Origin of the sequence: Comamonas sp. MYb69, assembly GCF_037479315.1 — a bacterium.
Classification (GTDB): domain Bacteria; phylum Pseudomonadota; class Gammaproteobacteria; order Burkholderiales; family Burkholderiaceae_C; genus Comamonas.
The window spans coordinates 208297-229692 of record NZ_JBBGZG010000010.1 but is presented as its reverse complement, the minus strand read 5'-3'; the positions used below and the strand labels follow the sequence as shown (position 1 = coordinate 229692).

Annotated in this window: 18 protein-coding genes; 10 read left to right on the top strand and 8 right to left on the bottom strand. The window is 59.2% G+C overall.

Annotated features, from left to right (window positions below):
- The 3 genes from WH303_RS15580 to WH303_RS15570 form a co-directional block, all read right to left on the bottom strand.
- A partial coding sequence (locus WH303_RS15580) for a DUF6531 domain-containing protein (protein WP_339519618.1) occupies positions 1 to 281 on the bottom strand: 281 nt, incomplete at its 3' end.
- A gap of 27 nt (positions 282 to 308) precedes the next feature.
- Positions 309 to 563: a hypothetical protein gene (locus WH303_RS15575; protein WP_312989595.1), complete on the bottom strand. Its 255-nt coding sequence runs from the start codon at positions 561 to 563 to the stop codon at positions 309 to 311.
- A gap of 8 nt (positions 564 to 571) precedes the next feature.
- Complete coding sequence (locus tag WH303_RS15570) at positions 572 to 2737, bottom strand: type VI secretion system Vgr family protein (RefSeq protein WP_339519617.1); 2166 nt, start codon at positions 2735 to 2737, stop codon at positions 572 to 574.
- 230 nt (positions 2738 to 2967) lie between these two features.
- Here WH303_RS15570 and tssB point away from each other — a divergent pair, with 230 nt between their 5' ends.
- The 7 genes from tssB to tssG all read left to right on the top strand — a co-directional run bounded on the left by tssB (position 2968) and on the right by tssG (position 10021).
- Positions 2968 to 3528 carry a type VI secretion system contractile sheath small subunit gene (tssB, locus tag WH303_RS15565; RefSeq protein ID WP_339519616.1) on the top strand — a complete coding sequence of 187 codons (561 nt, stop codon included), beginning with the start codon at positions 2968 to 2970 and terminating at the stop codon, positions 3526 to 3528.
- 38 nt (positions 3529 to 3566) lie between these two features.
- A complete protein-coding gene (gene tssC / locus WH303_RS15560) occupies positions 3567 to 5066 on the top strand; it encodes a type VI secretion system contractile sheath large subunit (protein WP_312989592.1) in 1500 nt (499 codons plus the stop codon).
- A 44-nt stretch (positions 5067 to 5110) separates the two neighbouring features.
- Positions 5111 to 5650 (top strand): Hcp family type VI secretion system effector, encoded by a 540-nt coding sequence (locus tag WH303_RS15555; RefSeq protein WP_312989591.1) that lies wholly within the window; start codon positions 5111 to 5113, stop codon positions 5648 to 5650.
- 77 nt (positions 5651 to 5727) lie between these two features.
- Entirely contained in the window at positions 5728 to 6510 is a 783-nt protein-coding gene (locus WH303_RS15550) for a type VI secretion system accessory protein TagJ (protein WP_339519613.1), read from the top strand.
- 14 nt (positions 6511 to 6524) lie between these two features.
- A complete protein-coding gene (tssE, locus tag WH303_RS15545; protein WP_339519611.1) occupies positions 6525 to 7058 on the top strand; it encodes a type VI secretion system baseplate subunit TssE in 534 nt (177 codons plus the stop codon).
- A complete protein-coding gene (gene tssF / locus WH303_RS15540; RefSeq protein WP_339519610.1) occupies positions 7058 to 8926 on the top strand; it encodes a type VI secretion system baseplate subunit TssF in 1869 nt (622 codons plus the stop codon). Before tssE ends, tssF begins: the two co-directional genes overlap by 1 nt.
- 21 nt (positions 8927 to 8947) lie before the next feature.
- Complete coding sequence (gene tssG / locus WH303_RS15535) at positions 8948 to 10021, top strand: type VI secretion system baseplate subunit TssG (RefSeq protein ID WP_339519609.1); 1074 nt, start codon at positions 8948 to 8950, stop codon at positions 10019 to 10021.
- 13 nt (positions 10022 to 10034) lie between these two features.
- Here the strand turns inward: tssG and tssH are convergent, their stop codons facing one another.
- On the bottom strand, positions 10035 to 12818 hold the full coding sequence (gene tssH, locus WH303_RS15530; RefSeq protein WP_339519608.1) for a type VI secretion system ATPase TssH: 2784 nt from the start codon (positions 12816 to 12818) through the stop codon (positions 10035 to 10037).
- A 243-nt stretch (positions 12819 to 13061) separates the two neighbouring features.
- On the opposite strand from tssH, the gene tssA reads away from it, so the two are divergent.
- The 3 genes from tssA to WH303_RS15515 all read left to right on the top strand — a co-directional run bounded on the left by tssA (position 13062) and on the right by WH303_RS15515 (position 17124).
- Positions 13062 to 14093: a type VI secretion system protein TssA gene (gene tssA, locus WH303_RS15525; protein ID WP_339519607.1), complete on the top strand. Its 1032-nt coding sequence runs from the start codon at positions 13062 to 13064 to the stop codon at positions 14091 to 14093.
- Between the two features lie 62 nt (positions 14094 to 14155).
- A complete protein-coding gene (gene tagH / locus WH303_RS15520; RefSeq protein ID WP_339519606.1) occupies positions 14156 to 16336 on the top strand; it encodes a type VI secretion system-associated FHA domain protein TagH in 2181 nt (726 codons plus the stop codon).
- On the top strand, positions 16333 to 17124 hold the full coding sequence (locus WH303_RS15515) for a PP2C family protein-serine/threonine phosphatase (protein ID WP_043338299.1): 792 nt from the start codon (positions 16333 to 16335) through the stop codon (positions 17122 to 17124). The genes tagH and WH303_RS15515 overlap by 4 nt, the downstream gene beginning before the upstream one ends.
- 63 nt (positions 17125 to 17187) lie before the next feature.
- Here the strand turns inward: WH303_RS15515 and WH303_RS15510 are convergent, their stop codons facing one another.
- The 4 genes from WH303_RS15510 to msrP all read right to left on the bottom strand — a co-directional run bounded on the left by WH303_RS15510 (position 17188) and on the right by msrP (position 21123).
- On the bottom strand, positions 17188 to 18672 hold the full coding sequence (locus WH303_RS15510) for a sensor histidine kinase (RefSeq protein WP_339519605.1): 1485 nt from the start codon (positions 18670 to 18672) through the stop codon (positions 17188 to 17190).
- Entirely contained in the window at positions 18669 to 19379 is a 711-nt protein-coding gene (locus tag WH303_RS15505) for a response regulator transcription factor (protein ID WP_021024975.1), read from the bottom strand. The genes WH303_RS15510 and WH303_RS15505 overlap by 4 nt, the downstream gene beginning before the upstream one ends.
- Before the next feature lie 111 nt (positions 19380 to 19490).
- On the bottom strand, positions 19491 to 20129 hold the full coding sequence (locus WH303_RS15500) for a sulfite oxidase heme-binding subunit YedZ (protein WP_339519603.1): 639 nt from the start codon (positions 20127 to 20129) through the stop codon (positions 19491 to 19493).
- Between the two features lie 13 nt (positions 20130 to 20142).
- A complete protein-coding gene (msrP, locus tag WH303_RS15495) occupies positions 20143 to 21123 on the bottom strand; it encodes a protein-methionine-sulfoxide reductase catalytic subunit MsrP (RefSeq protein ID WP_339519602.1) in 981 nt (326 codons plus the stop codon).
- Positions 21124 to 21396 lie beyond the last annotated feature (273 nt).

Genomic DNA, 21396 nt, shown 5'->3' with positions numbered 1-21396 from the left:
TCGGCATTGACGTAGCTGCTGTACTGGCGCTGCCAGACCAGAGGCATGGCGCCGGGCAGCGCAAAGTCGAGGTCAGATGCACCGGACAGAACCTTGGCGCCTAGCTGCGGGTTGACGGGGTTGCCGACGGCCTTGCCGTTATCTTTACTCTCTGCCTTGCCACCCGGGCAAACCGAGCAAGCCACCCCGCCTTGGGTGCCGATCAGGACCGTGCGCGAGCCCGTGACGATGCGTGCGTATTTGACTTTATCGTCTATGCGGGCGGCGGGTTTTCCTGTCATGTTTTGCTTCCTGTGTTTTCTTAAGATTTATAAAAGGCAAGCGCGCTTGGCGCCACCCAGGCCATGCAGTCCCTTGGCAACTACTTCGATAGCGCTGCCTTTGCTGATGTCCATATAGAGTTGATTGCCGACCGCCCCAAAGGCACCGTGCTCCAACAGATCACCCAGATCGGGAACACAAGCGTCGAAAATTTCGAAGACGGCATATTGGTCGCTGTCTTCAAGTCTGGCTGCGTACATGCCTCTGTCGACATGCGCGAGCTCCACGATCGCTTTTGTCATGCTTGGCCTTAGGGTTTGCAGTTGAGATAAATCATGCTGGCCAGCTCTTGGATCATCTTGGGCGTCAGCGTGATGCTGCTGTCCTTGCAGACCAGCAAGATTTCTTCCGTGGCATTGAGCACAATGCGTTTGGCGCTGACCTCCTGGGTTTCCTCCACCTTGACCGTGTCGCTTTTGACCGTGGTGGTGCGAGGCCCATTGACGACCTCGGTCTTGTCCACCAGGCTGACTTCGACCCGTTTGCCACCGACAATGGAGCTATGGAACAGGCCTACGTTTTCGGAATGGACCATGCCCACGTTGAAGGTAGAGAGCATGCCCACCTTCTCCATACGGATCTGGCCGACGGTGATGTCCCACTTCTTTTTGATGACGTCGGTCTCGTTCTTGTCGATGGTTTTTTTGCGGTTTTGGTGAACCGTCAGCGTTTCATCGAGATCCACCTCTTCCTTGCGCCAGCCGTGCACATTGATCTTTTCGTTGCGGTCTACGATCTCGCTGCGGTCTCGGTGGATGGTGTTGAACTCGTCGCGATCAATTACCTTGCGCCGGTCATTACCCACCCATTTGTCTTCGTCGTTCTCGACCTCGGTGAGCTGGTCCTTTTGCGCATGCAGCCATAGCTGCTCTTGGCCCGCCTTGTCTTCAAAGCGCAGCGCATTGGCATCGCCCGGGCCATTCTTTTCTCCGGCGCCAGCCGCCCCACCCTTGCTGGAATTGGTTTTGATGCCCGACTGGGTTTTGTTGCCCGGCAAGTCCCAGGGCGGCATCTGCATGGCGTTGTAGACGCGGCCAGTGATGATGGGGTAGTCCGGATCACCATTCAAGAAATCAACGATGACTTCTTGTCCGATGCGCGGTATGTGCATGCTTCCGTAGTTGGCTCCCGCCCAGGTTTGGGAGACGCGTATCCAGCAGCTGGAGTTCTCATCAAAACTGCCATACCGGTCCCAGTGGAACTGCACTTTGACGCGGCCGTATTTGTCGGTGTAGATTTCTTCCCCTGCAGGGCCGGTGATGACAGCGGTTTGCGGGCCCGTGGTACGGGGCTTTGGGGTGAGGCGCTGGCTTCGGTAAGCGGTGTTTTTGGGCACCACGGCAAAGCGGATGCGGTAGGTGGTTCCACTGTCCGCGCCACCTCGCTTGCCGCCACCCGAGCCCCCGGCACCATCGCTGCGGCGCACGTTCTCCTCAAACCGGTAGTGCGCCGATTCGATGAGGTACTCTTTGTTCTGGTCCGCTCTGGGGTATTTGTTGAACGTGAAAAGATAGCCCGGCGCGATGTTGCGGGCGTTGCCCTCGCCCTGGGCTATTTCGCGTTGCGCCTTTTGTTGCTCGATGCGGATGCGCGCATAGTTCTCGCCATCCCCAAACTCGGTATAGCCACCGGGCCACTCGTAAAGTTCACGGCTGTCTTCGCTGTGACCTGCAGGCTGCTGCTGCCGGGTATCGAGCAAGGCTTTGGGCTTTTCAAAATCATAGTCATCGGCAGCAAAGTTGCCCGAGGCGATGTCTTCTGCAAACGACCAGCCATCAATGAAGTCTTCGTCATGCACATGCGCGGCCCGCGTTTCTGGATAGTATGAAAGCGTGCTCGGGCCGTTTGGCAACGGACTGTGGCCGCCGATATCGTCGGCTAGCACCAGTGTGTGGCTGCCCTGGCTGTGGCTGAAGTAGTAGTAGCCGCCTTCCAGCTCCAGCAGGCGCGAGACGAAGTTGAAATCACTCTCACCGTACTGGACGATATAGGGCCACTCCCGGTACGCGCCTGTCAGCTTGTCCTCGATGGAGAAGCCATATTTGCCCAGCACCTCCTTGATGATGTCCGGGGCTTTTCTGAACTGGAAGATCTTGAAGTCTGAGCGCCGTGTGGCATGCCACAGCCATGGACGCAGGATGCTCTCGTACAGGTAGTAGTCGCCGTCGCGCCCCACGTAGGTGAACTGGGTCACCTGCCCGGAGATGAACCGCTTGCCCCGACCGTTCTTCTCTGTGGTGAGATCGACTTCAACGCTCATGTCCTTGCCCAGCAAGCTCTTGGCATCGATGGACGCGCTTTGGCTCAACAGACGTACACGAAACCCGAACAGACGCGACATCTGCTCTGTCCCCTCCATCGAGCGAAATTCCAATTGATCGCCCAGTGGGCTGTGGACGACGAAAGTGCGGTTCATGTACCCAGACTCCTCAAAGCTTTGCTATCCATTTCTTCGGCCTCTTGCGTCGCGTGCTGCTCAGCGAGGCCACAAAAAGTTCAGCCAATGATAGTCAAAAAGTTTTGAAAAACTGTTGACGATAGACGACGTTTAAATTGCAATTTTTAAGTAAACTAATGAACATTGCAACATCAATCACCAATAGCTATCGATAGTTTTTGGTCGATCTATCACTGCGGAGCTACGGTATGACAACGAGCATGAACATCAAGCAGCGCCTGGCTGCACGGGGCAAAAGCGGACAAAAATTCATTGCGCGCAATCGCGCTCCGCGCGTTCAGATCGAGTACGACGTGGAGGTCTACGGGTCTGAGAAAAAAATTCAGCTGCCCTTTGTCATGGGTGTGATGGCCGATCTATCTGGCAAGCCGGCAGAGCCTCTGCCGGAAATCGCTGATCGCAAGTTTCTCGAGATCGACGTCGATAACTTCGACAGCCGCATGAAGGCGATCAAGCCACGTGTGTCCTTTCAGGTGCCCAACACCCTCACGGGCGAAGGCAACATGGCCATCGACATCAGCTTTGACAGCATGGATGACTTCTCGCCCGATGCCGTCGCCAAAAAGGTGGACTCGCTCAGCAAGTTGCTGGAAGCGCGCACGCAGCTGGCCAATCTGCTGTCGTACATGGATGGCAAGTCTGGTGCCGAAGACCTGATTGCCAAGGTGCTGGCCGATCCAGCACTGATGAAAGCGCTCTCTTCCACCCCGAACCTGCCCCCTGATACGCCAGCCAACCAAGCGCAATAAACAAAGCTGCATAGCCGCACAAAATGAGAGGACGAAGTATGGCGATCACTGAAAAGCAAGGCCTGGACCAGACCGTCGTGTTGGAGAGCAATGAATTTGCAGCCCTGCTCAGCAAGGAGTTCAAGCCCAAGACAGACCAAGCACAAGAGGCGGTGGTGTCGGCAGTGCGAACCCTGGCCGAGCACGCATTGGCCAACACCAACATCATCTCTGGCGATGCGTACCGAACCGTCGAAGGAATGATCGCCGAGATCGACAGAAAGCTCTCCGAGCAGATCAACCAGATCATTCACCACGCAGATTTCCAGCGTCTGGAAGGAAGCTGGCGCGGCCTGCACTACCTGGTGAACAACACCGAGACGGATGAGACGCTGAAGATTCAGGTCATCAATATCAGCAAGAAGGAACTGGGCAGAACGCTCCAGCGCCACAAAGGCATTTTGTGGGACCAGAGCCCCATCTTCAAGAAGGTGTATGAGGCTGAGTACGGCCAGTTTGGTGGTGAGCCGTTTGGCTGCCTGGTAGGCGATTACTTTTTTGACCACAATCCCCAGGACGTCGCACTGTTGACCGAGATGTCCAAGATTGCGGCTTCTGCACATTGCCCGTTTATATCTGGCGCGGATTCCAGCCTGATGCAGATGGAATCGTGGCAGGAGCTCGCCAATCCCCGCGACCTGACCAAGATTTTTGGCAATACCGAGTACATCAAATGGCGCGCCCTGCGAGATTCCGACGACGCGCGCTACCTCGGCTTGACCATGCCGCGCTACCTGGCGCGCCTGCCCTACAGCAGCAAAGACAATCCGGTGGACGGGTTCGACTTTGAAGAAGACACCGCAGGGGCCAGCCACAATAATTTCTGCTGGTCGAACTCCGCCTATGCGATGGCGACCAACATCAATCGCTCGTTCAAGTACTACGGTTGGTGCACTTCCATTCGCGGTGTGGAATCTGGCGGCATTGTGGAAGATCTGCCCGTCCATATCTTCCCAAGCGACGACGGCGGCGTGGACATCAAATGTCCCACCGAGATTGCCATCAGTGACCGGCGCGAAGCGGAGCTGGCCAAGAACGGCCTGATGCCCCTGGTCTACCGCAAGAACAGTGATGTAGCGGCCTTCATTGGCGCCCAGTCCCTGCAAAAGCCTGCTGAATACTACGACGCGGATGCCACAGCCAATGCCAATCTGTCTGCACGGCTGCCCTACCTGTTTGCCTGCTGCCGGTTTGCGCACTACCTCAAGTGCATCGTGCGCGACAAGATTGGCTCCTTCAAGGAGCGCCACGATGTGGAGCGCTGGCTCAACAACTGGATCATGAACTATGTCGATGGTGATCCGGCCAACTCTTCCGAAGGCATCAAAGCGATGAAGCCTTTGGCAGCCGCCGAAGTGATTGTGGAAGAGATTGAAGACAACCCCGGCTACTACACCGCCAAGTTCTTCTTGCGCCCCCACTACCAGCTCGAAGGCCTCACCGTCTCCTTGAGGCTGGTATCCAAGCTGCCGTCCGTCAAACAGGCAGCAACCCAATAATTTTCCCACTAGCAGTTATTGACCAAAGTATTGGAGGTTGAGAGATGGCCATTAATCGTTTGAACAGCCCAGTTGCCAATGTCGCGCCAGAGCAGCGCCTGGGCGGTATTGTTGATATTTATTGCAAGATCGATGGTGTGGATGGAGAGTCGCAAGACGCCAAGCACCAGGGATGGATCCATGTCGAAGCGCTTGCGGGCGGCGTCGCCAATGCCGGTGCCTTTGCCTACGGCGGTGGCGGTGGCTCGGGCAAGGCCCAGTGGCAAGACATCACCATTCGCGGCAAGTTTGACAAGTGCTTTGCCACCTTGATGCAAAAGTGTGCGACCGGTGAACACATCGGCAAGGTCGAGATCTCCGCATGCAAGGCGGGCGGCGAACAGCAAGAGTTCCTCAACATCAAGATGGAAGACGTGATCATCTCGTCTCTGAATCTCTCTGGTGCTGAATCGACTGAACCCATGTTCGACTGCGGCTTCAACTTTGCCAAGGTCACCGTCACCGGCAAGGGCCAGGACAGCAAGGGCAGCATGGGTGGCGCGGTCACCGCGGGCTACAACGTCAAGCTCAACCAAAAGGTCTGAGCAGCTGGCACGCGCGCTCAATGGAGGGGCTATATGCCCCTCTTTTTCTTATCCTGTCTCCCCTATCCATCCCCACCATGTCCGAACTATCGCTTGTAGAAAAAGTCTCGCAGGTTCAGGGTGCCATCCGCCAAACGCCCTCTGACGACAAGCTACGCATCCATCTTTTTCAGCTGTATGTTCAACAGGGTTGGTGGCAAAAGGCCTTGGCACAGCTGCAGGTAGCAGCTCAGTTGAACGCGTCGCACAAGATGATGGCGCAAGCCTATCGCCTCGCCATCCGCGCAGAAATGGTGCGCGAAGAGGTATTCAAGGGGAAAAAATCACCCCATGTGCTGGGCCAACCGCTGCAGTGGATCAGCTACCTGATCGAGGCGCTGCAAGCAGATGGCCAAGGCCATTCTCAGCAAGCGCTGGAACTTCGGCTGCAAGCCCTTGACCAGGCAAGCGCGGTGGCCGGCCGGCTCGATGACCAGCCTTTTGGCTGGATTGCTGACACCGATTCCCGCTTAGGTCCGGTGCTGGAGGTGTTTGTCAATGGCGACTACTACTGGCTGCCATTTGAAGCCATCCGAGACATCACGATTGACGCCCCCGTTGACCTCCGCGACCTGGTCTGGCTCCCCGCGCAGATCACCCTGGTCAATGAGGGGCACCACGCCATGCTGCTGCCAACGCGGTACCCACTGCTGGACGGGCAGGCAGAAGATGGGCATCTGCAGTCCAGAGCGTCGACCTGGACGCCCATGGAGGGCGATCTTCTGCGTGGACAGGGGGTCAAGGTCCTGACCACAGACACCAGTGATGCCTCACTTTTGGATACGCGCGCCATCCATCTCGACAGCGCCCCAGAGGACTGAGAGCGGTTCAATCTATGCGCCAGGACGACCCCTCGCTTCCCAGCCATGGCAATGCCGACAACCTGCTTCCGACGCTTTTGGATCGGCTCACCGACCACGCGCCCCAGCGTCAGAACGACACGCTGTCGGAGATAGTGGTCTCTCGCAAGCAACTGCGCCAGATTATTTTGCGTGACCTGTCCTGGCTGCTGAATGCCACCAATGCCGATTCGGATGCCGCATTTCAAGAGTTCCCACAGGTCCGGCGCTCGACGCTCAACTATGGGCTGCCGGCGTTCTCAGGCAAGCGCGCATCCGATGTCAAACTCGGTGAGCTCGAAGATGAGATGCGCAGTGCCATCGCATTATTTGAACCCCGTGTGATGACCAGTACCCTCGCTGTGCGGGCCATTGTGTCTTCAGACAATGAGGCGGCCCACAACACCGTGGTGTTTGAGATTCGCGGCCAGATCTGGGCCTATCCCTACCCGATTGAGATGCTGCTTAAATCAAGTATCGATCTGGAGACCGGCTCGGTATCGCTGCTGGATCAATTAGGAGACAACTGATGGATCCCCGCCTGCTCGATTACTACAACCGCGAGCTGTCCTATATGCGCGAGCTGGGACAAGAGTTTGCGCAAGAACACCCCAAAATCGCAGGGCGTCTTGGCATCAAGGGGACCGACATTGCGGACCCGTTTGTCGAGCGTCTTCTGGAGAGCTTTGCGCTGCTGACCGGCCGCATCCAGTTGAAGATGGATGCGGAGTTCCCCCGGTTTTCGCAGCGACTGCTCGAACTGATCTACCCCCACTATCTGGCGCCAACGCCCGCCATGGGCATTGTGCGCATGCACCCGGGCAAGGCCGATAGCGGACTTACCGGGCCCTTTTTGGTGCCTCGCCATACGCTCCTGCGGGCGCCGGTCTCCCCAGGGCAGGTAACGGCCTGCCAGTTTCGAACTGCGCATGATGTTGAGCTGCTCCCCATTGCCATCGAGCAGGCTTGGATGGAGGGCAGCGCCAGCGACGTGCGCATTCCCCACAGCAACAAAAAGGTGGCCAGCAGTTTGCACCTGGCACTCGGCAGCACGGACGGGCGGCCAATCAGCCAATCGGGCTTTGACCGGCTACCCATCTATATTGGCGGCCCCTTGGAGCGAGCACTCTTGGTATTGGAGCTCATCTGTGGCCGCAGGGCCGGCGCGGCCCTTCAGTGGAACGAGGGTGGTCAAGCGCAACAAGTCTGGCTGTCGCCAGCACAGATCGAAGGCATGGGGTTTGAAGCGCAGGAGGCACTGATTCCCTATGGCTCGCAAGGATTCAGCGGCTATCGCATGCTGCAAGAATTCTTCGCCTGCCCGGATCGCTACCGGTTCTTCAATATCAAGGGCCTGGCCCCGCTTCTAGCTCGGGTGGCAGCCACACAGTTCAAGCTCGTTTTCTATTTTGACCGCAGCGCCACGGCGCTGGAAAAAGTCGTCGATGTGGATAGCTTTCAGCTGTTTTGCACCCCCGTCATCAACCTTTTTCCAAAGCGCGGGGACCGCATCGACATCTCGATGGCCCACTACGAGCACCACCTGGTAGGTGACAGGACACGGCCGCTGGACTATGAGGTCTATTCGGTATCGGCGATCCATGGCTTCTCCGCCGATAACACAGAAGTCCAGACTTTTCTGCCCATTTATGAAACGCTGGGTGCGCTCCAGCAGTCCCATGCGCAGGCCTATTTTTCGCTGCGAAGAGAACCTCGCAAACTCTCGGAAATCGGAAAAAGGCATGGCCCACGCACAGGCTATACAGGCAGCGAGGTCTTTGCACAGCTCGTCGACCGACAAGACACGCCCTACCCGCACGCACTCCACCGGATTGCGCCAGACATGCTGTGCACCAACAGGGATTTGGCATTGCTGATCAGCGCATCGGGAGAGCGTCAACTGCAGTTGACGGTGTCAGCACCGGTAAAACAAGTGGAGCTCTTGACAAGTCTGAGCAGACCCACGCCTGCCATCGCCGAGATGCGCGCGACATGGCGGCTGCTCAGCCACCTGCAGCTGAACTTCCAGACCCTGACCGATTCCAGTCCGGAGGAAGGGGCCAAAGTCATGCGTGAGTTGCTGAACCTGTATGCACTGTTGAGCCAGCAGGAAGGCGTGCAGCAAGCCGACTCCGTCTCGTCCATGCGCGTCTCTCCCATGCATGTCAGGGTGCCCCAGCCTGGCCCTATTCTCTTTGGCCGCGGTGTCGACATCCAGGTGGTGATCGACCAGTCCAAATTTGGTGGCAGCAGCCCTTGGCTGTTTGGTGCGGTGCTCGAGAGATTTCTCTCTCGCCATGTCAGCATCAACTGCGCCACGCGCTTGAAGCTAGACACGCTGCAGCATGGCCCCTTTGCCACCTGGCCGGCTCGCATGGGCCTGCGGCCCAACGCATAAGCATTACCGCCAGCGTCCAATATGGCTCCTTCGCAAAAACCACCAATGCCTGCAACTGGCAAACCCGGTAACCTTGAACGCATCCTGGACAGGAATAGGCAATCCCCGGAGTCGCTGGACCTGTTTGCGCTGCTCAGGCATATCGATGCCCGCAGCGACGGGGCCAGACTGGGCTACTCCCTCACACCGCGTGAGGATGGGGTGCGGCTGGGCCAGAATCCCTCGACCCTGTTTGCACCCTCGACCATTTTCAGTATCGACAACCCCAGGCGCGACCAGCGCCCGGTCATCAAGATACTGAGCTTTGGTGTATTTGGCCCCAACGGAGGCTTGCCGCTGCACCTGACCGAATATGTACGCGAGCGCCTGCATAACCACCAAGACAGCTCACCAGCAGATTTCATCGACATCTTCCACCATCGCCTCATCTCGCTCTTCTACCGGGCCTGGGCGGATTCACAATCCATCGTTCAGCTGGACCAACCGGGTATCGATAAATTCAGCTTTTATGCAGGCGCCTTGATCGGCATGGGATTTGAAGGCAGCTGGCAGCGAAACACCGTAGAAGACCATGCCAAGCTCCATGCGGCCGGCCACCTGGTGCGCTTGACCAGAAACCCCGAAGGTCTGGAAAACCTGCTGGCCCACTACTTTGGTACGCCAGCGCTGATCACAGAGTTCAGAAGCAACTGGATTTGCATCGACAACAGCGAACAAACGCGCCTGTGCGCCTCAGGCATGAACAACCAGCTGGGCCTGAACGCCGTTTCCGGGGCCAAAATACAAGATGTGCAAAGCAGATTTCGGATTGCGTTGGGCGCTATGCCGCTGGCTCTTTACGAGCGTTTTTTGCCCAGGCATCGCGGCAGTGCGCAAATCCGAGATTGGGTGCGGGACTACATCGGCATCGAAATGGATTGGGATCTGCAATTGCTTCTGGCCGCGAAGGAAGTCCCGCCATCCACCCTTGGGGGGCCTACGCGCCTGGGATGGACGACCTGGCTTGGGCAGCGAACATCCCAGCAGCCGGCCGATGAGCTGTGCCTGAACCCCGAAAAAGATGCCAACCGATTCGTCAGGCGCAAGCCCGCCTGACGAATCCCAAGCCTTAGTCAAACTGCAGCATCAGCCCTTGGTCAGTGGCAACCACCAGCTGCACATCAGACAGCGTTTGCCCGTTCATGGTGCGGCTCAGCACTTCTTTGCTGATACCCCCCAGGACGCTGGCAGAGAGAATGGCATCGACCATCCGGCCTCCTGACTCGATATCGGAGACCCGCTCAATAATGGCTTGCACAGCATCCTCTTGCCAGTGGAAGTGTGTGCCATGGTTGTTGCGCATGCGAGACCGGATTCGTTCGAGCTTGAGCTCTACGATCTTCGCCATCACGTCGGCGGCCAGCGGAAAATAAGGCACCACGGTCATGCGCCCCAGGAACGCGGCGGGAAATACCTTGAGCAAAGGCTCTCGCATGGAACTGGCGAGCACATGGGCTGGCGGCACCAGATCCGGATCACTGCACATGCTCATGATCAGATCAGACCCCACGTTCGACGTCAGAATGATGACCGTGTTCTTGAAATCAATCAGGCGGCCTTCGCCATCTTCCATAAAGCCCTTGTCAAAAACCTGGAAGAAGATCTCGTGCACGTCCGGGTGGGCTTTCTCGATTTCATCGAGCAGCACTACGCTATAGGGCTTGCGGCGGACGGCTTCCGTCAGCACACCGCCTTCTCCGTAACCCACATAGCCCGGGGGAGCACCTTTGAGGGTGGAGACGGTGTGGGCTTCCTGGAACTCACTCATGTTGATGGTGATCATGTTTTGCTCACCTCCGTACAAGGACTCGGCGAGCGCCAGGGCCGTTTCCGTCTTGCCCACGCCGCTTGGGCCCACCAACATGAACACACCAATCGGCTTGGAGCTGTCTTCCACTCTGGCGCGAGAGATTTGAATCCGCTGGGCGATGGTCTCCAAGCTATGGCCCTGCCCCACCACGCGTTTGCCCAAGGTATCAGCCAAGGCCAGCACGGCAGCGATTTCGTCCTTGACCATTCGGCCAACGGGTATGCCGGTCCACTCCGACACCACGGTTGCCACCGCTTGCGCATCGACAGCAGGTAACACCAAGGGCTGGTCCCCTTGCAGTTGACAGAGTGCAGCCTGCGCTTGTTCAAGCTGATGCACCAGGTCAAGACGCTCTGCCTCCGTTAGGGCTGGCACGGCGAACGCGTCTGCGTCCTGCAGATTCACGCCCTCGAGCGCAGCCGGTGGTTGGCTAAAGAGGCTCGCACCAGAGGCCTCTGATAGCGGCAACGGGATGGGCGATAAGCTGCCCAAAGCCGCCTTCTGGTTGAGTTTCTTGCGCAGGTCAAAGATCTGGTTGACGAGTAAATGCTCTTCAGTCCAGCGCTTTTGATGCGCTTGGAGCGATGCTTGCAAGGCATTGATCTGGGCTTCAATGGATAGCGCACGCTCCGCATGGCCAATGCCAATGGACTGCTCACGCATCAAAATCTCGCGCTCCGTGCTCAGCAAACCCATCTGCCGCTCGATCGCTTCAATACGCATCGGCGTCGCATGCTGCGTCAGCGATACACGGGCACAGGCGGTATCGAGCAAGCTGACGGCTTTGTCAGGGAGCTGGCGCGCAGGGATATAGCGATGCGACAACTGCACCGCAGCGTCCAGCGCCTCATCCAGAATCAGTACCTTGTGGTGCAGCTCCATTTGTGCGGTCATGCCTCGTAGCATGGCGACCGCCTTGTCCTCTGAGGGCTCCTGGATCTGCACCACCTGGAATCGGCGTGTCAGCGCAGGATCTTTTTCGATGTATTTTTTGTACTCTGCCCAGGTCGTGGCGCCAATGGTCCTCAGATTGCCACGCGCCAACGCCGGCTTGAGCAGGTTGGCTGCATCCCCCGTTCCCTGGGCGCCACCTGCGCCGACCAGGGTATGCACTTCATCGATGAAGAGAATGATCTTGTTGGCACTTGACTGGACCTCGTCGATGACTTGGCGAAGCCGCTGTTCAAACTCACCTTTCATGCTCGCTCCGGCTTGCAACAGCCCCACATCTAGCGTGTAGACCGCAACATCGCGCAGCGGCGGAGGAACATCGCCTGCGGCCACACGGGCGGCAAAGCCTTCGACAACTGCCGTCTTGCCCACACCTGCCTCACCCGTCAGCAGCGGGTTGTTCTGGCGCCGGCGCAGCAAGATGTCCATGATCTGACGAATTTCATCGTCTCGCCCAGTGACCGGGTCCAGCTTGCCCTCCAGCGCCTTGGCCGTCAGGTTCAGCGCGTATTTTTTGAGCGCACTGCCTTTTTGGCTGGCGCCGCTGACCGCCTGGCTCGCCTCTCCGGGCTGCGCATGCCCATCACCCGCGCCTTCATTCACCGACAGCGCATCTTCGGGAGAGCCCTTGATCCACTGCAGCAAGCCTTCCGCCACCTGGTCTGGCTGCAGCTTGCGGAACTCGGGCGACATGCGGTGCAAGACTGCACGCAGCTGCGTTGTTTTGAGAATGCCGACCAGCAAGTAGCCACTGCGAATGACCTCATCGCCATAGAGCAAGGTCGAATAGATCCAAGAGCGCTCAATGGCCAAGTCAATATGCTCCGAAAAATCGACGATGGCCGTGGCACCTCGGGGAAGCCGATCGAGTTCGGCCACGATATCTTTTTCCAAAGCCGCAGTGTTCACATGGAAGTGCTTTAGCAAGCGGCGAAAGTCAGAATCCTGGTCCTGTTGGATTTGTTGAATCCAATGCACCAGCTCGACATAGGGATTGCCTCTTATTTTGCAGGCAACCGTGGCAGCTTCAGCCGCCCCGAATAACTGCTTATTCAACTTCCCAAACAGATGGCTACGGCTGATTTCCGACATTTCGGCTCCTCAAGAAAAAGGTCATGCGATGAATAGCGCTCCGACCTATGGGCCAGATGACTTTGCGTCCAAGCCCAAGACCGAAGCGTGCTTTCTGACAGGTAGCGCTGCGCTGCACCGGACCGCAGCGATCCATCCATTGCACAAACAATTAATAACAACTATTGATTTATTTACAACAATCCAAAACAGCTATCATAGTCGAAACTATGCACTCAAACGCGCAAGACGGGAGCACGGACAGTGGAAGATTTCAAAGTGGATGTCGATTGGGCTGCACCTATTTCTGACAGGGAGCCTGCAGGAAAGAACGCCGAATTCGACACCAGCTACGCAGAACTTGAGACGGCCGTGCTTGTCAGCCCCGAGCAACAGTACGGTGACATGGTCATCGCCGCCAAAGATCCAGACTGGCAACAGGTACTGAAACTGGCGACCACCCTCTCTGCGGAAACCAAAGATCTGAGGGTGATGCTGTGGATGACCCGTGCGTTGACGCGTATGCATGGGCTGCATGGCCTGCACTACGGACTGCAGTGCATCAATACGGTGTGTGAGCATTTCTGGCAGCAGCTGCATCCACAGCTGGAAATCGATGGCGAAGCCGATCCCCATATGCGCTACAGCGTGCTCAGCGATTTGGGCGATGTGGGCGCACTGGTTGCCGATATGCGCCAAAGCGTGCTGCTCCCCAGCCATCTTGGAGCGTTCAGCATCAAGGACCTGGAGCGGTTGATGGACAACGGCTCGCTGGAGGTCAATGGCGTTTCGGTGACGCAAACACAAATCGGCCAGATCGTTCAAGAGCAAGCCCAGTCCAACCGCGCTGAGCTGATTGGCATGCCAGCGCGGATCATCGGCGAAATTGGTGCTCTTCAACAGCGCTGCTTGCAAGAGCTTGGCAGCGAATACGAGCCCAACCTGCAGGCGCTGACGCGCCCGCTGGAAAAAATTCGCAGACTTCTCGACAGCTGCAGTGGCCCTGAGGAAACTTTGCTGCAGCCAAACCTAGATGCGGGCACCAACGAAGTCTCCACACCGGGCTCCATGGTGGTGGCCACCGGCCCTATTCAGTCGCGCAGGGACGCAGTGCGCCAGCTGGAGCTGGCTTGCCAGTACCTGGAGCAATACGAACCCACCAACCCTGCGCCACTGCTGGTTCGCCGCGCGATCAAGGTCATGGAGATGAGCTTCATGGACATCGTCAAAAACATGGCACCTGACGGTCTCAACCAGGCCATGTTCATTACTGGTGCTGAAGCTTCTGAAGACTGAGCGCACTTCAGGCTATGACTTTTTGAATGGGGTATGCCATGTTTTTGCAGTTAAGAGCCCATGTGGCCTATGCCAACGGTGCTGAAAATGTCGTGCACCATGTCTTTGACACGCAAGGGGGCACCATCGGCCGCGATCCGCATTGCCAGATGGTGCTGCAAGACCCGTATAGACGCATATCCCGCATCCAGGCCCAAATCGTTTTTGAGGGCGCGCAGTTCAGGCTGATCAATGCCAGCACGTCCAACCCCATCTATGTGGACGGACAGGAACTCAACCCGGGTGCTGCCAACGCAGTAGAAGCGGGCTCTTGCTGGCGCACGGGCAACTACGCAATTACCGTTGAGCACATCGGCGATGCGCCCCTCCCGGGCTCCGGCACCCAGCCACCCAACCATGGCATCCAGCAAGCACCTGCCCCGCTGGGCCACCAGGAAACGCCTGTGGAAATCGCCTTTGCATCCGAAGGAGGTCAAGGCCCTTTTGCCGATTTGTTAGCCCAGCCGGTAGAGCCACCGATAGCGCCGCCATCTGGCGCGGCAGAGCCGGATGCATCAGCAGACACTGCGCAGCATGCGCCCGCACCAACACCAGCCAGGCACGCCGAAGAAGCGCCAGCGCTACCGGCCTCCCTTCCCGATCCCTTCTCGGACGCGGACAAGCCAATACCACAAGCGCTCCCAAGACCGCCCGATACGATGTCACTGGGCACCGACCCGTTTGCCGACCTACTGGCGGCGCCCCTGAGCAGCCAGGTCGCTGCGGCGCCGTACCAACGCCAGCACGCCGGCATGATTCCGGAAGACTTCAATCCTCTGGCGCTCCAAGGCGTATCACCCCGCAACACAGCCGATCCGCTGGGCCAGATGGATAGCCCGGCCAGCTTTGGTGACATGTTCGCCGAGCAGACCGTGGACGCCAGCTTCCAGCCCAGCGAAGGCAATATTTCCGAGCTGACCCAAGACCCGCTCAATGGCAGGCAACACCAAGGGCTGGTCGACGCATCCCACACGCTCGACCCTTTGGAGCTGTTTGCCAAGCAGTCCGCCGACGCCATGCTCAACCCGGAAGCCATGTTCCAGGACCGGGCCAGTCAATCCCCGGCCTTGGCAGACCACCGAGTAGAGATGGGTGCGTATTTTCGCGCGCCTCGCGCCTATGACCCAAGCCCATCGCCGCCAGCTGCTGAGACAGCAGTGTTGCAAGATCCTGCGGCTGCACATGCAGACGAAGCGCAGACATCCTGCCCTGCTGCACCAGCCCTACTGGAGGGTGGTCCGGGCGGTGGCAACGTACTGGAACCGCTTTTCGACATCGCTTCGTCAAGCGCTGGCCTAGAAGCGCCAGCTGTGGCAAATGCCCTGCATGGTGGATCGGCCCTGGATGGGCAAGCGCCCACCGAAGAGCGCGGGCATTGCCATGCGCCGCCCGATCAGGCCCTCGCCATGGACTTGCGTGGCGTACTGCAGCACCCCAGGGCAGATACCGAAACCGCCGCAGCGACGGGACCTGCGGGCGACCCGCGCGTCAATTCAGCACCAGCGTATTCATCTGCAGCAGAGCCTGCCTCAGACATTCCAGCGCCCTCGGCCACAACACAAGCACAAGCACAAGCACCACAACCTAGCGAGCAGGCCGATGTGGCACAAGCGCTGTTGCTGGGCTTCAAAGCAGGTGCGGGGCTGAGCGAATGCCGGTATCCAGAGACACTGACACCGGAGCTGATGCATGTCATCGGCAGGATGCTGGGCACCTCGGTACAAGGCTGCATGGACCTGCTGGGCTCGCGCGCAGCCGCCAAGCAAGAAGTCCGGGTATCGGTCACCCTGATCAATGCCGAGGCCAACAATCCGTTGAAGTTTCTACCCACCGCTGACTCCGCACTGGCGCAGATCTTTGGCCCACGTATGCCCGGTTTTCAAGCGGGGCCGGAGGCCCTTGTAGACGCCTTTCAGGACTTGCGCAGCCACGAAATGGCCATGATGGCAGGCACCCAAGCCGCTGTGCGCGGGCTGCTCGACCGGTTTTCGCCAAGGCATTTCAACGAGCAGCTTCAGGCCCTGGGCCGCAACAAGACGCTGTTTGCCGCCCAGCGCCAGGCGCGTCTTTGGGAACTGTACTGCAGCCACTATGAGTGGCTCAAGGAAGAGATGAAAAATCAAAGCCCTACGGCATGGGGCAGCGAGTTTCTCAGCGCTTACCAAGCTGAGGCAGCGAACCACCATGAGGACCATTCCCAATGACCGGGCAAGCCCACCCATGCGCACAGTCATCCCTGGCGCTCGTACACCACTCCCTCAGCCACAAGGGGGACCGCAGCTACAACGAGGACGCCTATTGCCATGTCCGGGACAAACATGTCGTGTCCTTTGCGGTAGCTGATGGCATGGGCGGTGCCGCTGGTGGCGCCCAGGCATCACACCTGGCCATGCAGGCCGTCAGAGCCGCAGTCTTGACGCTTGACCCCGAGCAGTTCAGCGCGCAACTCCGGGCGATGTCGCAACGCATCCAGGATGAGCAACAAAGCAACCCCCGGCTCAGGCAGATGAGCACGACGGTGGTCGAATTGCGCATCGATACCTATGCCCAAAAGGCCGTCTGGGCCCACTGGGGCGACTCACGCATGTATTGGTTTCGTGCCACAGAGCTCATGGCCATGACGGTGGACCACAGCGTCGTGCAGAGCCTGGTCAGTGCGGGCCTGCTCTCGGCCCAAGAGGCCAGATCCTACCCCCAAAAAAATGTACTGCTGGGAGCCGTCGGCGCCAACAGCGAGGTCGGCCCAGACGTCCTTGCCGCACCGGTCGACGTGGCAAGCGGCGATGCATTTCTCTTGTGTACCGACGGTATCTGGAACTGCCTCGCACCTGAAGATATTGAGGCATCGTTGAAAAAGTCAGGCTCGGTGCAGGCCTGGGTCAGCGATCTGATGGACCAGGTCGAGCGCGTAGGCCAGGGCAGCAACGACAATTTCACCGCCACTGGCGTGTGGATCACCAGTGATGGAGAGCAGACCCTGCTGTTGCGATAGGCCTGCTCAGCTGCTTCTGCCATAGCATGGGCTTGGCCGTGGCGAAGCCCATGTCGCTATGCCCTAGCGCAAATAAAACCTAAACCGCGCCCCCGCTTCCCCTGCCCCGCTCAGCAGCTCGATCGAGCTGTCATGCAGCTGCAGAATGCGGTGCACAATCATCAGCCCCAAGCCACCAGACCGCCCATCGCTTTGGCTGTGCATGCGGCTCAAGGTGGGGCGTTCGAACAGGCTGTCGCGCAGCGCGGGGGGGATGCCTGGGCCGTTGTCCTGCACGGTCACGCTGATGCGGCCCTGCTCTGCGGCACGCAGCTCCACCTGAATATCCCCGCCTGGCGGCGTGGCGCGGATGGCGTTGTCGATCAGGTTGACCAGCACGCGTTCGAGCATGCCCAGATCAGCGGTGACGGGGGGCAGATCCGGATCGATCACCGCGTGCAGGCGCTGTGCCTTGGCTTCGGCGGCCAGCTCGAACTTCTGGAACACGTCCTGCAGCAGATCGGGCAGAAAGAAGCGCTCGGGCTCGGGCTTGACCACGCCGTATTCCAGGCGCGCCAGCTCAAACAGTTTTTGCGCCAGATCACCGACCTTACGGCTTTGGTCCAGTGCAATGCCCAGGTAGCGGCGGCGCTCATCGGGCGACAGCACATCGGCCTTGATCTGCAAGGTCTCCAGATAGCCATGCAACGAGGTCAATGGCGTGCGCAGGTCGTGGGAGATATTGGCGAAGAGCTCGCGCCGCTGCTGGTCTTGGCTGCGCAGCTTTTGCCACTGCTCCCAGGTGCGTTGCGCCAGCTGTGCAAAGGCCTGGCTGAGCAACGCTATATCGGCTCCGCCATGGGCGGCCTTCTGCAGCTTGGCCTGCGCCTGGGGCAGGTCGGCCAGGCCATCGGTTTGCAGCTCTTGCACCGCGGCCGTCAGGCGACGCAGCGGCCGGGTGATCAGGCCAAAGGCCACAGCTGCCGCGACCGCGCCCAGCACCACCACGACCAGCAGCGACCACAGCAGTGTGCGCAGCGCGCCGTCGCTGCTCACGCGGGCAGCCAGGTTGTCACGGCCCTGACCTTGCAGGATCACATAGACATAGCCAGATCGCTGGCCGCCCTGCATCAAGGGCGCGGCGCTGAACACCTTGCGCTCGGTCATGCTGCGGGGATCGTCTCCCAGCACGGGCAGCGCCGCGCCGCTGAACAGGCGCTGCAAGGGCTCCAGATCAACCTTTTGGCGCAGTATCTTTTCTTGCGGCGCATCGTAGGCCTGGATGGCGCCGCTGTCGTCGAGCAGGTAGACCTCGACGCTCGGGTTAACCTGCATCAGCTTGCCAAACAGCTCGCGGCTGGCGCCGGCATTCAGGCCATCGGCACGCATCAGCTCCGGGTATCGAGCGATGCGTGCGGCCAAATCCTGCGACAGGCGCTGCACCACCTCTTGCTCGCGCTGATCCGACACCCGCATCTGCAGCAAGACCGTCGCCGCACTGCAGGCGAGCAGCAGCAGCACAAAGACCAGGGTCAGGCGCTGGGCCAAGGTGGTGGATGCGAGCCTCATGGCGTCTCCTCCGCCCATTTGTAGCCATGGCCCCATACCGTCAGAATGCGCTTGGGGCTGCCCGGATCGGCTTCGATCTTGGTTCGGAGGCGGTTGATATGGGTATTGACCGTGTGCTCGTAGCCATCATGGCGGTAGCCCCAAACCTGGTTGAGCAGGTCAAACCGGGAAAACACCTTGCCGGGGTTGCGCACAAAAAAATGCAAGAGGTCAAACTCCCTCGGTGTCAGCTCCACCTGGGTGCCACCCAGCTTCACCTCGCGCGATATGGGGTCAATCTCCAGATGGCCGAGCACCAGCACACCCGCATCCAGCCGGGCGTTCTGCGCCAAGGCCTGGCTGCGGCGCAGCAGCGCGCGCACCCGCGCCACCAGCTCCAGCACCGAGAAGGGCTTGGCCAGGTAGTCGTCCGCGCCCAGCTCCAGCCCCAGGATGCGGTGCATCTCGCTGGAGCGGGCACTGGTGATGATGATGGGCACGTAATAGGCCATCGCGCGGGCACGCCGGCAGATCTCCAGGCCATCCACCCCGGGCAGCATCAAATCCAGCACCAATGCATCCCAACCGCCCCGCTCCAAGGCCTGCATGCCCGCGTCGCCATCGGCCATGTGCACCACCTCATAGCCTTCATCGCGCAGATGCAATTGCAGCAGCTCCGCGATGGGGGCATCGTCTTCCACGATCAAGATACGTTTGCTGGGGTTCATGCTGTCATTGTGCGGTACATGGGGCGGTCTGCTGGGATCGGCACTTGGCGGCAAACCCAGGCGCCGCGCCCGCAAACACTGGAGGCAAGCGCGCTTGAGTGGCCAATCCAGTCAGACCCTGGCAGCCTTGGCCGCCGCCTGCATCTGCTTGCGCTTTTGAAAAACCCAGCGTGCCGCCAGCAAGCCGGCAAGAATCAACCCGTAGAGCCACACCTCGGCAAAGTTGTTCTTACCCGAGCGCATCCACCAAAAGTGCAGCACGGCCAGCGCAGCCGCCCCATACACCGCGCGGTGCAGCATCTGCCAGCGCTTGCCGCCCATGCGCCGGATGATCTTGGGCACCGAGGTAATGGCCAGCGCCAGCAGAATCAGCCAGGCCAAGGTGCCCACAAGGATAAAGGGGCGCTTGATCAGGTCGTCGACGATCGCGGGCCAATCCACCCCCATGTCAAACACCACATAAGCCAGCCAGTGCAAGCTGGCGTAGAAGAAGGCATAAAGGCCCAGCATGCGGCGGTAGGCCGCCAGCCCGTTCCAGCGCAGCCACTGCCGCAAGGGGGTGACTGCCAGCGCAAAGCAGATAAAGCGGATGGCCCAGTCGCCCAGCGAACGCAGCAGTGCCTCAGCCGGGTTGGCCCCCAGGCCATCGGTGGCTGCCAGATAAAACAGCCAGGCCGCTGGCACCAGGCATAACAAGTGCAGCAGCAGCCGCTGCACAGCTTTGGCAGAAAAACGTGAAGGCTTGGGCATCGGCATGTACGCGTCAGTAGTTCTTGCGCAGATCCATGCCAGCGTACAGCTGGCCCACCTGGGCTTCGTAGCCATTGAACAGCAAGGTCTTGTGGCGCTTGGCAAACAGGCCGCCTTCACCAATGCGGCGCTCGGTCGCCTGGCTCCAGCGCGGATGCGGCACATCGGGGTTCACATTCGAGTAAAAGCCGTACTCATTGCGCGCCGCCTTGTTCCAGGCGGTGCCCGGCTGCTTCTCCACCACACGGATGGTCACGATGCTCTTGGCGCTCTTGAAGCCGTATTTCCAGGGCAGCACCAGGCGCACCGGTGCGCCGTTTTGCGGGGTCAAGGTTTTGCCGTACATGCCAAAGGCCAGCAGGCTGAGCGGGTGCATGGCCTCGTCCATGCGCAGGCCCTCGGTGTAGGGCCAGTCGAGCACACTGCTGTTCAGGCCAGGCATCATCTTGCGATCGGCCAAGGTGACGAACTCCACATACTTGGCGCTGCCTTGCGGCTCCACCTGCGCCAGCAATTTGGACAGCGAGTAGCCCACCCAGGGGATCACCATGGACCAGCCCTCAACACAGCGCAGGCGGTAAATGCGTTCTTCTTGGGCGCTCAGCTTGAGCAGCTCTTCGATATCAAAGGTCTTGGGTTTGTTGACCAGGCCTTCGACCCGCACCGTCCAGGGCCTTGTCTGCAAGGTGTGGGCGTAGCGCGCCGGGTCGCTTTTGTCGAGGCCAAACTCGTAGTAGTTGTTGTAGGTGCTGGCATCCTGGAAGGATGTGGGCGTCTCCATCGATATCGCACCGGGCACCGTAGAGCGAACGGTGCTGATTGCTTGCGTGCCATCGGACTTGGCGGCTTGCGCCCAGGCGCCGCCTGCGGCCAGCGCCGTGCCGCCTGCCGCACCGAATTTGAGCAGGTCGCGACGGCTCAGATACAGATGCTGAGGCGTGATGTCGCTGCTGCTGCCGTGGTCAAAGCCCGCGTTGTTGGTACGTATCAGCATGGGTATCGCTCCTGAAGTCGGTAGATGCAGATGAGGCCGGCCAGCAGGCCTGCCTCGGTTACCTCTAATAGACACTATCTTCAGCGCAAAGATCTCAAGCGCTGCTCAGTATTTGTTAAACAAAAAGTTATAAATACAGCGGACCACGGCTGCTTGACTGCCAATGACGCTCTGCAAAACCCCATGCCGTGGTCCGCATGCAGACGCGGGCGGCCACATGCATTTCACTGGGCAAAGATTTTGCAGAGGAACGCTCACCGTTCTTTTTCAAGC

What these genes read in the sequence shown, in the direction of transcription:
- WH303_RS15575 (WP_312989595.1), bottom strand. Translation starts at nt 563, where the DNA reads ATGACAAAAGCGATCGTGGAGCTCGCGCATGTCGACAGAGGCATGTAC.
- WH303_RS15570 (WP_339519617.1), bottom strand. Translation starts at nt 2,737, where the DNA reads ATGAACCGCACTTTCGTCGTCCACAGCCCACTGGGCGATCAATTGGAA.
- tssB (WP_339519616.1), top strand. Translation starts at nt 2,968, where the DNA reads ATGACAACGAGCATGAACATCAAGCAGCGCCTGGCTGCACGGGGCAAA.
- tssC (WP_312989592.1), top strand. Translation starts at nt 3,567, where the DNA reads ATGGCGATCACTGAAAAGCAAGGCCTGGACCAGACCGTCGTGTTGGAG.
- WH303_RS15555 (WP_312989591.1), top strand. Translation starts at nt 5,111, where the DNA reads ATGGCCATTAATCGTTTGAACAGCCCAGTTGCCAATGTCGCGCCAGAG.
- WH303_RS15550 (WP_339519613.1), top strand. Translation starts at nt 5,728, where the DNA reads ATGTCCGAACTATCGCTTGTAGAAAAAGTCTCGCAGGTTCAGGGTGCC.
- tssE (WP_339519611.1), top strand. Translation starts at nt 6,525, where the DNA reads ATGCGCCAGGACGACCCCTCGCTTCCCAGCCATGGCAATGCCGACAAC.
- tssF (WP_339519610.1), top strand. Translation starts at nt 7,058, where the DNA reads ATGGATCCCCGCCTGCTCGATTACTACAACCGCGAGCTGTCCTATATG.
- tssG (WP_339519609.1), top strand. Translation starts at nt 8,948, where the DNA reads ATGGCTCCTTCGCAAAAACCACCAATGCCTGCAACTGGCAAACCCGGT.
- tssH (WP_339519608.1), bottom strand. Translation starts at nt 12,818, where the DNA reads ATGTCGGAAATCAGCCGTAGCCATCTGTTTGGGAAGTTGAATAAGCAG.
- WH303_RS15515 (WP_043338299.1), top strand. Translation starts at nt 16,333, where the DNA reads ATGACCGGGCAAGCCCACCCATGCGCACAGTCATCCCTGGCGCTCGTA.
- WH303_RS15510 (WP_339519605.1), bottom strand. Translation starts at nt 18,672, where the DNA reads ATGAGGCTCGCATCCACCACCTTGGCCCAGCGCCTGACCCTGGTCTTT.
- WH303_RS15505 (WP_021024975.1), bottom strand. Translation starts at nt 19,379, where the DNA reads ATGAACCCCAGCAAACGTATCTTGATCGTGGAAGACGATGCCCCCATC.
- WH303_RS15500 (WP_339519603.1), bottom strand. Translation starts at nt 20,129, where the DNA reads ATGCCCAAGCCTTCACGTTTTTCTGCCAAAGCTGTGCAGCGGCTGCTG.
- msrP (WP_339519602.1), bottom strand. Translation starts at nt 21,123, where the DNA reads ATGCTGATACGTACCAACAACGCGGGCTTTGACCACGGCAGCAGCAGC.